Here is a 15,890-nt window from a genome sequence, read left to right as displayed (position 1 = left end):
TCCTTGTCTACAAATAGGTGCAAATACTTGATGAAAAAACTCTGTTTTTAGACTCTTCTATTTTAATCTCCCAAGCATATATTCGGCAAGTCTTCAGGGAGGTTTAACCCTATCTTAATTTAATAAGTGCATCAAGCTTTAAAAAATCACGATAAGACCCTTTTATGGATATACTTCCGAAAGATAATAACTGTTTCATGCTAATGCTATTTTTGATCATATCCTCTAAATCTTTCTTTCCACCCTCAATTAAAAAATCAACCTTTTGAGGACAATAAGCCAAAATACTCGATCCTTTTGATGAAAGCTCAAGATAATAACTCTCACTACTTTTGGGCCTGACTTCAACAATAAGTTTTCGATTCATTAATATGGGCTTTATAAAATCAGCTTTATTTAGGCTGGAAATAAAATCAGTCAAGAACATAAAAAATCCTCCCGATCATCAATTAGTTTATTAACTAATTTCATGAATGATCGGAAGAATCCTTTAAATAAAACTCGACAGTTTCTGCCCTTCTTGTGGAAACAGCACTATTTCCCAAGAAATATGTCATCTTTTCCATTATATTGTTTTAAAAGGTCATAAAGGTATCCCACTGACTGAAATGCATATACCTTTTCCTTTAATTTCCCATCTACGAATAAAAGCAAACACGGTACACTTTCAATCCCTAATTCTTTCGCTTCTTCAGGATAATAATTTAAATTAATCGAATAAATATCTAATTCTGGAAGTAACTCATCTACTACATTTAGCATCTTTTTAGCAACCTGACACGTACCACACATTGGTGTAAATAAATACATCACATGAAGGCCTTTATTCATTATCGTAAGCTGCTTTTCATTCCAATCAATCATAGTCCTAACTTTTTTACACCCTTCTAAAGAAATTTTGCATTTACATCTATATTAGCAGTAAGCAGGACTGATGCAACGTGGTGATCAGGCGCTGTTGCAACCTCACGATACGCCCTGTCAATATAGAGGTGGGAGGCTTCTGGAAACTCCCGCTTAAATTGTTTTCGCAAACGATCTCCGGCATCATCTGAATCAACTAAAATATACACATCTTTAAGAAATAACTCTTCAATTAATTCATCCATTTTTGTTAAACTGATCGTTCCATTTGTACAGATGATTTCTATTGGCTCACATATTACATTTAGAACTTTCTTTTTATCTGATTTCCCCTCAACAATTAAAACTTTTTCAACCTCAACTAACGACATAACCATCACCTAATTTTAAATGTAAAAGTCTTTTCTATAACGTATTCGATTTGTCGAGGTTGTTTCCCTTTAATTTCATGTTTTTTCTATTTCATATTGAAAAAACATATAAAGAAAACAGACCATTTAGTATATAAAAGAGGCGAAAGTGCAAAAAAGCAGTGGTGTTAGCCACTGCTTTTCCATTAACACCAGCCATTTTCATCGTCACAGTCGACATATTTTTGATCTGGTCCAGATAACACATCTGCAATTTGATAAAAGTGGCTATTATTAAACTCATAACCAGCATTCAAGTTATAATTGTTTTCTGAGACCATCTGGCCAATTTTTTCATTTTCCAGATAAAGATTTAATTGCCCATCTCCAAATTTCCCGACAACTCGATCAGTGATATCTAATCGTTGTTTTTGAATAGACATATGGACACCCTCCTTTACCTTACTTATAGGATGTCCATATTTTTTCACATCATGCTTATTAGTCTTGATTGGTCTTTTCTGTGTATTGTTCTGCAGTCATTAATTTTTCAACATCTGCAATATCTGAAGGCTCAATAACAATCATCCACGCCTTTTCATATGGTGATTCATTTACAAATTCAGGGCTATCATCAAGATCTTCATTGATTTCAATAATTTTCCCACTAATTGGTGCATAAAGCTCAGAAACAGTCTTTACAGATTCAACACTTCCAAATGGCTCATCCGCTTTTATTTCATCGCCAACTTCCGGTAGTTCGACGAAAACGATATCACCTAGTTCTGATTGAGCAAAATCAGTGATGCCGATTCGAACTTTTTCTCCTTCAACTTTTACCCATTCGTGCTCTTCTGAATAACGAAGTTCTTTTGGTGTGTTCATGTTCTCATACCTCCAGGATTTTTATCATTATGAATGTTATTGGATCCGTTATACTACCTTTATTTTCTAACATAGTAATCACTATTGTTTTAGCAGTTTTTTTACACTGTTGCAAGAAGTTCAGGTTAATTTTCCCACGCTTCAACAAATTGGTCTTCCTTAAAACCTATTGTTACCTTTTGATTTCCAACAGTAAGTGGTCGTTTCACTAACATTCCATTAGACGATAATAGATCGAGCATTTCGTCCTCTGACATTGATGCTAATTTATCTTTAAGACCAAGCTCTCGATATTTTTGTCCACTTGTATTAAAGAATTTTTTTAGTTCTACTCCACTCTTTTGGTAAATGCTTGATAGTTCTTCTTTGGAAGGAGGATTTTCCACAATATGTATTTCATTAAATTCAATGTTATGTTCTTCTAACCATTTTTTCGCTTTTCGACATGTTCCACATTTAGGGTACCAGTAAAAATCTAATGCCATTTGTATCACCTCCAACATCACATAATCAATAAAGTATTATTCCATTTTTGGAGAGGAATATTTTTCTTTATCTTATCATAGATTTTTGACCGCGCCTAATTAGGAATGTCCTGTTTGTGACAAAATTTCTCAAAATTAAAAGGCTGTTTTGGTATACATGGAAATGTTATAGGTGAAAATTAGTTCGTTTCATTGCGCTCCAGACACTCCATGCCTCGGGGAGGAAGCAGATCCTCCTCAGCTTCGCCTGCGGGGTCTCGTCCTTTCCTCTTCTCCCACAGGAGTCGAGTGTCTTCTGCTCCATTCCACTATAGAATAATATTCAACTGCTACAACCTTTAAGAAGATAGCCGTAAAAAAGAGACAATCCCAGTTAAAAAGATTGCCTCTTTCCACTTATGCCAAATAAGCGTTTTTATCAATAATAGCTGCTGCGATTTCTCTTTTCTTGCCGATTACATTGATGGGTGTATGTCTGGTGAATTTTCGTAATGCTGATAACATCATGCGGAGGGAATCACCTGATTCCACTGCAATTAATGACTCTTTGGCATGGGACTCAATTTCATTAAATGCTTCTTGACAGTATACCTGTGTGTAAAGAAGCTTTTGCTTATTTTTTTCTTCACCAGTTTTTGCGATCGCCTTTTCTGTTCGAAGAATCGCTGATTCCATTGCATATACATTGCTCACGATGTCTGCAATATTCACTAATACTTCCTGCTCTTTTTGTAGTTCTTTTCCGTATTTTTGTGCAGCAAGACCTGCAATTAATACGCCGATTTTCTTCGCATTTTTCAAAAGGTTTTTCTCTTGCTCCAATATTCCATCTCCAACTTCCTCAGGCATAAGCATCATCAACTCTTCTTGTAAGCTTTGTGCTTTTTGAAATAAAGGCAATTCTCCTTTAAGCGCTTTTCGTAAATAAGTTCCTGGTACTAATAGACGATTAATTTCATTTGTTCCTTCAAAAATACGATTAATACGGGAATCACGATAAACACGCTCTACTTCATATTCAGCCATAAAACCGTAGCCGCCATGGATTTGGACCGCTTCATCGACAACATAATCTAGTGTTTCCGAACCAAAAACTTTATTCAATGAGCACTCAATTGCGTATTCAGCAATAGATTTGGCTACTTCTTTACCATCTTTGATTTCCTCATCTGTTAGTCTGCTCATACGATCCTCAAAAAGTCCGACTGTCCGATAAACAGAACTTTCCATTGCATATGTTTTCACAGCCATATTGGCAAGTTTTTCTTGAATAAGTGAGAAGCTAGAAATTGGAGTTTTAAATTGTTGACGTTGATTTGCGTATTGAACAGCAACATCGATCAATCTTTTTGAACCGCCAATTGTTCCAACTGCAAGTTTGTAACGGCCGATATTTAATATATTAAAAGCAATGACATGACCTTTTCCAAGCTCACCTAATAAGTTTTCTTTAGGGACAAGTGCATCTTCTAAAATAACCGTTCTTGTTGATGAACCTTTTATCCCCATCTTCTTTTCTTCAGGTCCGGTCGACACTCCCGGGAAATCTCTTTCTACAATAAAGGCTGAAAAATGTTCACCATCTACTTTCGCATATACAATAATAACATCAGCAAAACCGGAGTTTGTGATCCATTGCTTTTCACCATTTAACACATAATGTGTGCCGTCTGCATTTAATCTTGCCGTTGTTTTTGCTCCTAATGCATCAGATCCTGAGCTAGGCTCTGTTAATGCATAGGCAGCAATTTTTTCACCTGTTGCAAGTTCAGGTAAGTACTTCTTTTTTTGCGCCTCATTTCCAAACAGAACGATCGGTAATGAACCAATTCCAACATGGGCACCAAAAGAAAGCGAAAAGCTTCCTGCCCTTGAGATTTTTTCAGTAATAAGTGCAGAGCTTATTTTATCTAATCCGAACCCACCGTATTCTTCAGGAACATCTGCACCTAATAAACCAAGCTCCCCTGCTTGCTTTAACAGTTTCACAGATTTTTCAAATTGATGATTTTCAATGTCTTCTAGATGTGGTAAAACTTCATTTACAGTAAATTCTTCTGTTGTTTTTGCAATCAGCTTCTGCTCATCTGTAAAATCTTCCGGTGTAAACATGCGATCGTACGAGATATCCTCAATTAAGAAGCTGCCACCTTTAATCACCGAATTCGTTGCTTTTGCCATGAAAAATTCCCCCACTCTTTTATTGTCAATTCACGATTTATTCATCTAACAATGGCCCCTGGTTACACTAATTCAAATACTCCTGCAGCACCCATTCCTCCACCGATACACATTGTGACAACACCAAACTGCTGGTTTCTTCGCTTCATTTCATGAATAAGTGAAAGGGTAAGCTTAGCACCTGAGCAGCCTAGTGGGTGACCAAGAGCAATAGCTCCACCATTCACATTGACTTTTTCTTCATCAAGTCCTAGTTCCCGTATAACCTGAATCGATTGAGATGCAAAGGCTTCATTTAATTCAAATAGCCCAATATCTGAAAGCTCCAGTCCTGCATATTTTAATGCCAATGGAACAGCAGCAACTGGACCAATCCCCATTACCTCGGGTGGCACACCTGCCACCGCAAAAGATTTGAATTTTGCCATAGGTTCGTATCCGAGAGATTCAGCTTTTTCTCGATCCATTAGCATAACAGCCGCAGCACCATCACTCGTTTGTGAAGAATTTCCAGCTGTAACAGACCCTTTTATTGAAAAAGCCGGCTTTAAGGTAGCTAATATATCTGTTGTTGTATTCGCGCGAACGCCTTCGTCTTGACTGAATTGAACCACTCTCTCCTGAAGCTTGTGATCAGCTCCCACTGTTCGAACATTCACTTCAACAGGAACAATTTCATCATCAAACTTTCCTTCTTGAATCGCTTTCGCTGCCCGCTTATGACTTCTTACAGCAAAAGCATCTTGTTCCTCACGAGAAATCCCATATTTTGTTGCTACTTGCTCAGCGGTGTGCCCCATTCCCATATAATACTCCGGTGCTTCCTCTGCTAATTTTACATTAGGCCGAACTACATGCCCCATCATTGGCACAAGGCTCATCGATTCAGCTCCTCCGGCTATTGCAGTATCCGAATGACCAAGCATGATCTTCTCCGCTCCATAAGCTATGCTTTGCAGGCCGGAAGAACAGTATCGATTAATAGTAATGGCAGGAACTGAATAAGGAAGTCCAGCTAAGGCCCCTATGTTTCTCGCCATATTTAAGCCCTGTTCTGCTTCGGGCATCGCACATCCGATGATTAAATCATCGATGTTGCCTTCATAATCCCCTGCTCTTTTCAACGTCTCCCTTACAACTAAAGCACCTAAATCGTCCGGACGCATATTAGCTAAAGTCCCTTTTTTTGCTCTACCAACCGGTGTTCTGGCACCAGCAACAATGACTGCTTCCTTCATTCAATTAAAACCTCCCTTTTATTAGTTTCTAAGCGGCTTTCCTTTTACGAGCATATGCTGCATTCTTGCTTGAGATTTTCTTTCCGCTACTAAACTTAAGAACGCTTCTTTTTCTAAATTTAATAAGTATTGTTCATCAACCTCTGTTCCAAATGGAACTTTTCCCCCTGCTATCACAAATGCCAGCTTTTTAGCAATTTTCAAATCATGTTCTGAAATATAGCCCGAAAGGTACATAGACTGTGCACCGAGTAATAACGTAGCATATCCTGTTTCACCAACTACAGGGATCTTCTTTCTAATTGGCGGTTGGTATCCTGCATCATATAGGTCAATGGTACGTTTTTTAGCATCATGGATGAGATGGTCACTGTTTATACTTATATGATCATTTTCATTTAAAAATTGATTTTGTTTCGCTTCTGCTGCAGATGATGATACTTTTGCCATTGCAATTGTTTCAAACACTTTATTTGCAATAGTCTGTAAATCAAAATCAGCACCTTTAGGCATATTGTTTAGCTGCTTAATATAAAGCTCTTTATTTCCTCCTCCACCAGGAATTAATCCAACTCCAACTTCCACTAACCCCATGTATGTTTCACTTGAAGCTTGAATGCTGCTTGCCGGGAGACAAATTTCAGCCCCTCCCCCTAATGTCATTCCAAACGGTGCTGCAACAACAGGTTTTTTGCTATATTTGATTTTCATCATGGCTTGCTGAAATTGGTTAATAACCATATCTATTTCAAACAAGTTATCGTCCTGTGCTTCCATTAAAATCATTCCGAGATTTGCACCAACACAAAAGTTCTTCCCTTGATTTCCAATCACAAGCCCTTTGTAATTTTTCTCGACTTCTGCGATTGAGAAATTAATCATTTGAATAATATCAAATCCAATGGCATTACTTGGTGAATGGAACTCTAATAAAGCAACACCATCACCTAAATCAATTAAGCTTGCACCACTGTTTTTCTTTATTACCCCATGGATTTCTTTATATTGTTTAAGATCTATCACCTTTGAATTTCGTCTTACTTGTCGGTATTCACCATCAGAATAGTAAAATAGTACACCATTTTCTTTTCTATAAAATGTTCCGTAGCCTTTGCCAAGCATATCTTTAACCCAGACAGGTACTTTAGAACCCTGCTGTTCCATTAGCTCAACCGACTTTTCAATCCCTATAGCATCCCATAATTCAAATGGACCTAATTCCCACCCAAATCCCCATTTCATCGCCTGATCAATTGCTACGATATCATCAGCAATATCACCTAGAAGCTCGGCTGAATAAATGAGCGTCGGGATTGTAATTCCTCTTAATAAAGCTCCTGCACGGTCTTCTGCATATATAAGCGCTTTCAATTTATTTTGTAGTCCTTTTGCTTGCTTTGCCTGTTCAACAGATGGTGCCTGCAATTTTTTCCGCTCTTCATATTGGAATGTTTCAGGATTTAATTCAAGAATGTCTTTTCCTGCCTTTTTATAGAAACCTTGGCCGCTTTTACTGCCAAGCCACTTATTATCAAGCATTTTTTGCATAAATACAGGAATATCAAATACTTCTTTTTCTTCTCCATCTACTAGTTCATATACATTTTTTGCGACGTGTGCAAAAGTATCAAGACCTACGACATCAAGGGTTCGGAAGGTTGCACTCTTCGGCCTGCCGATAAGGGGACCTGTTATAGAATCGACTTCACCAACACGATAGCCGCCCTTCATCATTTCCTGAACGGTTACTAATAACCCGTAAGTCCCAATTCTGTTTGCTATAAAGTTTGGTGTGTCTTTTGCTTCAACAACACCTTTACCCAGGACATCTTCGCCGAATGATTTTATGAATGCCAGGACTTCTTGATCGGTGTCTTTTGTTGGAATCACTTCTAAAAGCTTTAAGTATCTAGGGGGATTAAAAAAATGCGTACCTAAAAAGTTCTTTCGGAAGTCTTCTGATCGTCCTTCTGCCATAGCCTCTACTGAAATACCTGATGTATTTGAACTGATAATACTCCCTGGTTTTCTATATTGGTCTACAAGAGCAAAGACCTTTTGCTTTACAGGTAAATTTTCGACAACAACCTCAATGATCCAATCTGCTTCATTAAGAAGATGCATGTCATCTTCAAAGTTACCTACCTTAATACGTTCCATATTACTCTTATCTGTAAGTGGTGCAGGCTTTTGTTTAAGAAGCTTTTGTACAGCTGTTTGTACAAGACGATTTCGAACAGCTTTATCTTCAAGTGTGAGACCTTTTTTTATTTCTTCTTCATTTAATTCTCGAGGCACAATATCTAATAGTAATACAGGGATGCCGATATTTGCTAAGTGTGCTGCGATTCCAGAGCCCATTACCCCTGATCCTAAGACAGCCGCTCTTTTTATACGCTTGACCATATATTCTCCCCCTTATTTGAATGAATACTCATTCATTTTATTTTCAAAAAAATGAACCCTTACGAATGAGTTTCTTTATTATAAATATAAAAGATTTACATCATGACTTCAATAGATTTATCACAATTTTTCCTAAATAATCAAATCAATCATTGGACAAGTTAATCTCTAGGAGGTGATATAATATGGCAAGATTAAAAAAGTCTCCTTCAAAAGCGGGTGTTAGTGCTGCAAGCGTAAAGGGGAATGCGGGTCCTACTAACGAAAAAGCTGGCGGCGGGAAACGCACTAGTCAAAATCAACAATACAAACAACATAATATGGGTAGCGACGATATGTAATGTTGAAAAGCGTAAGCTCCTTGATCAGCCTAGGAGCCTAGGGCAAATAAGACGCAAAGGAATAGAAGACGTTCTTTGTCTTCAATTCCTTTGTGGCATATGACCTCGAGGGGCTACGCGCTGGCAGTCAAAAACGCGACGTCCTGTCGCATTGACTGCACACTTGCACATCCTGTGCTTCGGAGCTAGTCGCAAAACTAATTACACACTTTCATAATATTATCTATCCCAAAAAGGACTGGCACTATAGATGCAGAGTTCCCTTTTTCACTTTATCATCTTTATCGTTTGATCATTCCTCTTATCACAAAGGCTACATTTGCAGGCCTTTCTGCCATTCTTCTCATGAAATACCCGTACCAATCTGTCCCATAAGGAACATATACCCTCATTTTATATCCTTCATTAACAATTTCCAATTGCTTTTCAGGCCGAATTCCATAGAGCATTTGAAATTCAAATTGAGTTTTTGGAATACTATGTTTGTTTACAATTTGTTTGGTATAGTCAATTATCTGGTCGTCATGTGTTGCAATAGCTGTATAGTGACCATTAAGTAAATGCATTTTAATGATCTTTTTAAAATTTAAATCTACATCTTTTTTATCTGGAAATGCAACATCTGCCGATTCCTTGTATGCGCCTTTAACAAGTCTTAAGTTTGCTTGATAAGTACCTAAATCCTCTACATCATCTACCGTTCGATACAAATAAGCTTGAAGAACTGTTCCAACATTGTCATACTCAGATCTGAGGTGTTTAAAAATCTTCAATGTTTTTTCACACCTTGAATAATCTTCCATATCAATGGTTATAAAAACACCATGTTTTTTTGCTTTTGCCATGATGCGGCGCATATTCGATAAGACGACTTCTTCGGAAATATCTAAACCCATCGATGTTAATTTAATGGAAACTTGTGATTTTAATCGCTCATGACCAATGATCTCAATCGCCTTTATACAATGATTGGCTGTTTCCTCAGCTTCATTTTCATCAATAATAAATTCTCCTAAATAATCTAATGTTACATCAAGTCCTTTATTATTTAATTGTTTAATCACATCTTTTGCAACATCAATCGTATTACCGGCAACAAATCTAGCTGCCCCAAAACGCAAGCCGTATTTTTTGGCTAACTTCGTCATCATCTTGTTTCTGGATAAAAACATAAAAGAGTTCCGTAAAAGTTTTTCCATCTTAAACCGCCTCCCTTTCATCCTTATACAGAAGAAAAGCACAATGGAAGAAAACGCATTCAAATTCTGCATCTTTATCAAATCTGTATTCGTCTTATTCCTACTATATGTTGGATGAATAAAACTGTTAAAAAACCACTAGTGACTTGCATAGGGCTATGCGGATTGTGTAATCATAGACAAGAAAGAATTGTGAGGAGGATTAACATGCAACAGCAAAATTATCAACAACAAACTCAACCCGGTATGATGCAACAGCCCCCAAATGTTGTGACGACAAAAGATCAGCTTTACCTTACAGATATGCTTTCCTGGAACCTTTTAGCAATGAAAAAAGCTCATTTTTTTGCTTCTCAATGCCAAAATCAACAGGTAAAAACGCAATTGGAAAAAGTCGGTCAAATGCATGAACAACACTATCAGAAAATTTTAGGGCATTTACAAACCCAACAGCAATCTTCACAGAGCTCACAACTTCAATAGGAGGTAGCACAAGATGGATCAAATAAAAAGTGCATCAATGACACCGGTTCAACAGGGACCACAAATGAATGATCGTGACTTTGCAAATGATCTTTTAGCAACTGAAAAATATTTAACGACCGCATATTCAACTGCTTTAAATGAAGCAAGTCATCAAAATCTTTATCAAGACTTGCAATCCATTCTAACTGAAACACAACAAGCTCAAAGAGATCTATATAACTTCATGTTTCAAAACGGATGGTATACTCTTGAAGCAGCTGATACACAAAAGCTTCAGCAGTCTTATCAAAAATTTTCTTCGTCTATTCAACAAGAATCGCCGTACGGTAAGACCCAATAAAAGGAAAGGGACTGTTCAAAACACAGTCCCTTTCCTTTTATTGATTTTTTGTTTCCCTATGTTTTTCATTTAAAACCTTTATCTCATTGATCATGACCTTCAGGTTGTCTTTTGCATCAGGATAGGATGCATTCCAATGTTTGGTGAGTGGTGGCATTGACTTTGATATGTGAGAATAAAGAGCCCACATTATTACTTTTTCCTTCAATTCATCAGAAGAATCTCCTAATAACAATTCTGTATACTTCTCTATGAGCCCATCAAATTGATCTTTTACCTTTTGATCCATTCATGAACACCTCCTAATTCGGACTTATGCATTCAATTGGACACGTGTTACATCGATCATTATTTTTTGATGTAAGATAAAATAAACAGCAGGTTGATCTTTTTCGTACATCATTATGTTTTTCATGAAAAAATGGAGCTAGAGGATTTTTAGCTTTTACTCTAAAGAGATGAGGAGCTGCCTCCATTACAACATATGAAAAATCATCACGTATTCTTGCTTTGGTTTCTTCCGATAAGTCTTTGTCTTCTAATGTAGACTCGTACATCCAAAAAATATAGAGAGCTACATTCTCCCATAAAATAACCTTTGCAACACGCGATACTTTTGAAATAGTTGTAATCATAAGGGCAATATTTTGTTTAAATAGACCCTCTAAAACTTCATCACGCCATTCATTTCGACTCGAAGCCGGAGTGGTAACTTCCGAGTTTACAAAATGGAAACTCGGTAACCAAAAGGGATCGTCTTCCTCTGTGTATAAAAAAAGGTTGTCAATGGAACTATTTATCCCTTTATTAAATACACTCATACTATATAAAACAAGCGCAGCTAAAAAGGCATAACTCTTTACAAGCATCGAACCTAAAACCTGCTGTTTATCTGTATTGTATTTTATTTGTAAGTTATCATTGAATAATCTTATCAACCGGTCTTCATTTAATAATTCAGAACCTTTGACCATGACCTGTGGTGAAGTGTCTTTTAAACATAAACGATATTTTTCTAATATTTTTTCTTCTACTTTCGATAATTCAGCCATTTAATGCGCCAACTTCCTTTACAATACATCGTCCTTTTCCATGAGGGATACAAAGCGGAGTTCCAAAAATGGGATCAACTGTGACCTCACAGTTCATCTCAAAAACATTTTGCACTAAACTACAATTGATCACTTCTTCAGGCTTTCCTTGTGCAAAAACCTTTTTATCTTTTAATGCTACTAAATTATGAGCATAACGACAAGCTAAGTTCAAATCATGAAGCACCATAACAATTGTGCGATTTTCCCGCTCATTTAATTCAAATAGCAGATCGAGTATTTCAATTTGATGTGTCATGTCTAAATAAGTTGTCGGTTCATCCAACAAAATAATATCTGTTTTTTGTGCCAAAGTCATAGCAATCCATGCACGCTGTCGTTGCCCCCCTGATAAGGAATCAACCGGTCTCTCGGCTAGCTCCTGTAAGCCAGTTGCTTCTAGAGCACTGTTAACTGCTTCTTCGTCCTCTTCAGACCATTGCTTTAACCAGCTTTGATATGGGTAGCGTCCTTGTTTAACGAGCTGCAGGACTGTTAATCCCTCTGGTGCTGTTGGACCTTGCGGAAGAATGGCAAGCTGCTTGGCTACTTCTTTTGTTGATAATTTTGCTATAGCATTCCCTTCCAGTAAAACAGTTCCTTCCTTCGGCTTTAGCAGTCTTGCAATAGACCTAAGCAAAGTTGATTTTCCACAACCATTACTTCCGATAAAAACGGTAATTTCACCTTTAGGAATTTTCACATCTAGCTCATTTATAATAATCGTATCTCCATATGAAAGCGTTAGAGCACTTGTTTCTATGGCTGTCATTTTAAAATCACTCCTTTTGTATGGTCTATTGTTAATTGTTTCTAGTTTTGTATAACAAATAAATAAAATATGGTGCCCCAATTGCTGCAGTAAATACTCCTGCCGGAACCTCCAAAGGAGAAAATAATACTCTTCCTAAAAGATCAGCCAACATGACCAGAATCGCTCCGATTAATGCCGATACTGAAAGGAGGGCTCCGAATGATGATCCCACGAGTCTTCTCCCTATATGTGGAGCCATTAATCCCACAAAACCAATAACACCTGCAAAGGCAACTGCGCTACCTGTTAATGCTGTACTTAACAGTAATAGTAAAAAACGATTTCGTTGAACTGCACTTCCTACCCCTGTTGCAAGCTCATCACCAAGCTCTTGAATATTAACATTCCGAATTGAAATGATGCTTATAAATAGTAAGATAACAACAACGGGTGTTAAAATCCGAACGTGCTCCCATGTTGCTCCATATACGGTTCCGGTAATCCATACATTTGCTTGTGAGGCTTGATAAATCGGACCTTTCACCATAAATAATGTTGTCAGAGATTGAGCAAGCATTGATAAACCAATTCCAATTAACACAAGCCTAATAGAAGAAGCTCCATTTTTCCATGATAACAAATAAACGAGAATCCCGACGATCGCGGCACCTATGAATGCTGCTACAGGCATCCATTTCAAACTTACAAAAAGCGAATTATTTTGATCACTGAACAGCATAAGAAATAAGACAACCCCAACAGATCCTCCCCCTGTTATTCCGATAATATCAGGCGAAGCAAGAGGGTTCCGAATTAATCCTTGTAAAATAGCACCGGCAACCGCTAAACTAATTCCTACTAGTAAAGCAATCATAATTCTGGGCAGCCGAAACGAAAAGATAAATAAATTTTCCATTTCGTTCCCATATCCAAATAAGGTCTTTAGCACATTAAGTGGATGAATGAGTACTTCACCAACTCCTGTACTCGTCAAAAATACAAGACATGTAACGGCAAGGAGAATAACAGAAACGGCAAAAGCTTTTTTATCAATTAAGAATGAGAATTTATTTGAACCAAAGCGAAGCTTATAATATTTTTTCATGATTGATTAAACCCCCTGCGAGCAATGTAAATAAAAAGGGAGTTCCTATAAAAGCAGTCATGACACCAACTGGAATCTCTTCCGGCATAACAATATATCTAGCTAGAATATCAGCAAACACAAGTAAAGAGCCTCCGAGAACAACACAATATGGAAATATCCAGCGATAATCATTTCCTACTATAAACCTTGCAAAATGGGGAATCACAATCCCAATAAACGCAATTGGACCAGCAACTGCTACAGCCCCTCCCCCTAAAATAATCACAAGTAAAGCACCTGTTAACTTTACAAAGCCGGTTCTTTGCCCCAAACCTTTTGCTACATCTTCCCCCATTGTTAATACATTTATCTTTTGAGAAAGAATCAAGCTAATCATGATGGCAGGTAAAATATATGGGAGAACGGTAAATAAACTTTCTAGCTTTCTCCCTTGTATAGAGCCTGCTAACCAAAAAAGAACTTGATCTAATGCAGCTTCATTAACAACTAATAACCCTTGTGTTAAAGATGAAAAGAGTGCAGCCATTGCTGCTCCTGCTAATGTTAGCTTCATAGGTGTTAGACCTTCCCGTCCAAAGGAACCTACAAAATAAACAATAAACGCTGAAAAAGCAGCTCCTGCAAATGCAATAAGTGTAAATCCCTGGTACGTATTAACATAAAAGAAAGTAACCGCAACCACAATAAAAAATCCTGCTCCGGCGTTAATGCCAAACACACTTGGTGATGCCAGAGGATTCTTTGTTAGTGCCTGCATAATGGCCCCTGCCAAAGCTAAACTGGCTCCTACCGTAGCACCTATTAAAGCTCTTGGCAAACGTACCTCGTAGACGATAATATGTTCATTTGTGCCATTAAAACTTGTAAATGCGTCATAAACAGTCTTTAAATTCGTATCTGCATATCCAAACACAAGACTTCCACACATTAAAAGCAAGAGTAATGATAAACCTAAAATAAGACCAATTGATTTTTGATAATTTGATTTTAATATCATATTTTCTCCTTGCAACTATCCATACTTCCTTTTCATAATATCAAATATAGTTGATTTTGAAAATCATTTTCAATTAACTATTGACAACACTTTAACTTCACCTTATCATTCAGTATGTAAATGAAAATCATTATCAACAACGGAGGTCAAAACATGAGCAATACACACAAAAAGTCATGGTTATCATTATTTTTACTAAGCCTTACTCTTTCTATTCTCGCTGCATGTGGAAACAACAATGAAGGAACTACTGATTCTAAAGGTGCAAAAGATGCAAGTGATACACCTGCAGACGAAACATATACAGTTGAACACGCTATGGGTACTACTGAAATTACTGGTACTCCTGAAAAAGTAGTCATCTTAACGAATGAAGGAACGGAAGCCCTTTTGGCAATGGGAGTAACCCCGGTTGGCGCTGTTCAATCTTGGCTTGGTGAGCCTTGGTATGATCATATTTCAGATCAAATGGCTGATGTTGAAGTGGTTGGTACTGAGAGTGAAGTAAATGTGGAAGCCATTGCTGCACTAAAACCTGATTTAATTATCGGCAACAAAATGCGTCAAGAAAAAGTATACGAACAACTAAAGGCTATTGCACCAACTGTTTTCTCTGAGACATTAAGAGGAGACTGGCAGGAAAACTTTCATTTATATGCCAAAGCACTTAATCGTGAAGAAGAAGGCAAAAAGGTCATTTCTGATTTTGAATCAAGAATTACATCTTTGAAGGATTCACTTGGCGATAAAGTAAATCAGGAAGTTTCTGTTGTACGCTTTATGGCAGGTATGACAAGAGTTTATTATACTGATACATTTTCTGGAGTCATTTTTGACAAGCTTGGATTAAAACATTCAAGTTCGGTTCAAGAGTTATTTAAGGATAATCCAGATGATTTATTTATGCGTGAAGTTGGCAAAGAAATTATCCCACAATTAGATGCTGATATTCTCTTCTACTTCACCTACGCACCTCCCGGTGATACTGAAGCAACTAAAACGGAAGAAGAATGGACAAACGATTCTCTATGGAAAAACCTAGAAGTAGTGAAAGCGGAAAAGGCATATAAAGTTGATGATGCAATTTGGAATACTGCCGGTGGGGTCATTGCCGCTAACTTACTTTTAGATGATATAGAAAAAAAATTGATTGCTGAATAAGATA

General features: G+C 37.2%; 18 protein-coding genes and 1 pseudogene. 4 read left to right on the top strand and 15 right to left on the bottom strand.

Annotated elements, in window-relative coordinates; genetic code table 11:
- Positions 1–109 precede the first annotated feature (109 nt).
- From AC0L8O_RS02290 to AC0L8O_RS02250, 9 genes are all read right to left on the bottom strand, one after another.
- Entirely contained in the window at positions 110–427 is a 318-nt protein-coding gene (locus AC0L8O_RS02290; RefSeq protein ID WP_473446441.1) for an SCP2 sterol-binding domain-containing protein, read from the bottom strand.
- 107 nt (positions 428–534) lie between these two features.
- Positions 535–864 (bottom strand): thioredoxin family protein, encoded by a 330-nt coding sequence (locus AC0L8O_RS02285; protein WP_473446440.1) that lies wholly within the window; start codon positions 862–864, stop codon positions 535–537.
- Between the two features lie 23 nt (positions 865–887).
- Positions 888–1,235 carry a toprim domain-containing protein gene (locus tag AC0L8O_RS02280; protein ID WP_026559061.1) on the bottom strand — a complete coding sequence of 116 codons (348 nt, stop codon included), beginning with the start codon at positions 1,233–1,235 and terminating at the stop codon, positions 888–890.
- Between the two features lie 185 nt (positions 1,236–1,420).
- Positions 1,421–1,657, bottom strand: coding sequence for a YusG family protein (locus AC0L8O_RS02275; protein ID WP_473446439.1), 237 nt, complete (start codon positions 1,655–1,657; stop codon positions 1,421–1,423).
- A gap of 58 nt (positions 1,658–1,715) precedes the next feature.
- Positions 1,716–2,099: a glycine cleavage system protein GcvH gene (gcvH, locus tag AC0L8O_RS02270; protein ID WP_251681670.1), complete on the bottom strand. Its 384-nt coding sequence runs from the start codon at positions 2,097–2,099 to the stop codon at positions 1,716–1,718.
- 125 nt (positions 2,100–2,224) lie between these two features.
- On the bottom strand, positions 2,225–2,584 hold the full coding sequence (locus tag AC0L8O_RS02265; RefSeq protein ID WP_251681668.1) for an arsenate reductase family protein: 360 nt from the start codon (positions 2,582–2,584) through the stop codon (positions 2,225–2,227).
- Between the two features lie 396 nt (positions 2,585–2,980).
- Positions 2,981–4,765 (bottom strand): acyl-CoA dehydrogenase family protein, encoded by a 1,785-nt coding sequence (locus AC0L8O_RS02260; RefSeq protein WP_473446438.1) that lies wholly within the window; start codon positions 4,763–4,765, stop codon positions 2,981–2,983.
- A 62-nt stretch (positions 4,766–4,827) separates the two neighbouring features.
- Positions 4,828–6,003, bottom strand: coding sequence for an acetyl-CoA C-acetyltransferase (locus AC0L8O_RS02255; RefSeq protein ID WP_473446437.1), 1,176 nt, complete (start codon positions 6,001–6,003; stop codon positions 4,828–4,830).
- A 21-nt stretch (positions 6,004–6,024) separates the two neighbouring features.
- Positions 6,025–8,409, bottom strand: a complete 2,385-nt coding sequence (locus AC0L8O_RS02250; protein ID WP_473446436.1) for a 3-hydroxyacyl-CoA dehydrogenase NAD-binding domain-containing protein — start codon at positions 8,407–8,409, stop codon at positions 6,025–6,027.
- A 185-nt stretch (positions 8,410–8,594) separates the two neighbouring features.
- Here AC0L8O_RS02250 and AC0L8O_RS02245 point away from each other — a divergent pair, with 185 nt between their 5' ends.
- Entirely contained in the window at positions 8,595–8,750 is a 156-nt protein-coding gene (locus tag AC0L8O_RS02245) for a YuzL family protein (protein WP_078431330.1), read from the top strand.
- Positions 8,751–9,031: 281 nt separating this feature from the next.
- Here the strand turns inward: AC0L8O_RS02245 and AC0L8O_RS02240 are convergent, their stop codons facing one another.
- The gene (locus AC0L8O_RS02240) at positions 9,032–9,949 is read right to left on the bottom strand and encodes a proline dehydrogenase family protein (RefSeq protein WP_473446434.1); all 918 of its coding nucleotides are present in this window, start codon (positions 9,947–9,949) and stop codon (positions 9,032–9,034) included.
- Positions 9,950–10,156: 207 nt separating this feature from the next.
- Here AC0L8O_RS02240 and AC0L8O_RS02235 point away from each other — a divergent pair, with 207 nt between their 5' ends.
- Both AC0L8O_RS02235 and AC0L8O_RS02230 read left to right on the top strand, forming a co-directional pair.
- Complete coding sequence (locus AC0L8O_RS02235) at positions 10,157–10,432, top strand: hypothetical protein (protein WP_473446433.1); 276 nt, start codon at positions 10,157–10,159, stop codon at positions 10,430–10,432.
- Positions 10,433–10,445: 13 nt separating this feature from the next.
- The gene (locus tag AC0L8O_RS02230) at positions 10,446–10,775 is read left to right on the top strand and encodes a spore coat protein (protein WP_473446432.1); all 330 of its coding nucleotides are present in this window, start codon (positions 10,446–10,448) and stop codon (positions 10,773–10,775) included.
- 37 nt (positions 10,776–10,812) lie between these two features.
- Here the strand turns inward: AC0L8O_RS02230 and AC0L8O_RS02225 are convergent, their stop codons facing one another.
- From AC0L8O_RS02225 to AC0L8O_RS02205, 5 genes and pseudogenes are all read right to left on the bottom strand, one after another.
- Positions 10,813–11,064, bottom strand: coding sequence for a YusU family protein (locus AC0L8O_RS02225; RefSeq protein ID WP_473446431.1), 252 nt, complete (start codon positions 11,062–11,064; stop codon positions 10,813–10,815).
- A gap of 13 nt (positions 11,065–11,077) precedes the next feature.
- Entirely contained in the window at positions 11,078–11,827 is a 750-nt protein-coding gene (locus AC0L8O_RS02220) for an IucA/IucC family C-terminal-domain containing protein (RefSeq protein ID WP_473446430.1), read from the bottom strand.
- Positions 11,820–12,638: an ABC transporter ATP-binding protein gene (locus tag AC0L8O_RS02215; protein WP_216776364.1), complete on the bottom strand. Its 819-nt coding sequence runs from the start codon at positions 12,636–12,638 to the stop codon at positions 11,820–11,822. The genes AC0L8O_RS02220 and AC0L8O_RS02215 overlap by 8 nt, the downstream gene beginning before the upstream one ends.
- A 31-nt stretch (positions 12,639–12,669) precedes the next feature.
- Positions 12,670–13,725, bottom strand: a complete 1,056-nt coding sequence (locus AC0L8O_RS02210; protein ID WP_473446429.1) for a FecCD family ABC transporter permease — start codon at positions 13,723–13,725, stop codon at positions 12,670–12,672.
- Positions 13,722–14,725, bottom strand: a pseudogene (locus AC0L8O_RS02205) (FecCD family ABC transporter permease). Before AC0L8O_RS02205 ends, AC0L8O_RS02210 begins: the two are co-directional and overlap by 4 nt.
- Before the next feature lie 153 nt (positions 14,726–14,878).
- On the opposite strand from AC0L8O_RS02205, the gene AC0L8O_RS02200 reads away from it, so the two are divergent.
- Positions 14,879–15,886, top strand: a complete 1,008-nt coding sequence (locus AC0L8O_RS02200) for an ABC transporter substrate-binding protein (protein WP_473446427.1) — start codon at positions 14,879–14,881, stop codon at positions 15,884–15,886.
- Positions 15,887–15,890: the final 4 nt, after the last annotated feature.

The organism is Metabacillus sp. KJ11-3, from assembly GCF_055808295.1.
Note: the sequence above shows the minus strand (reverse complement) of the source record. Positions and strands in the feature narration are given on the sequence as shown.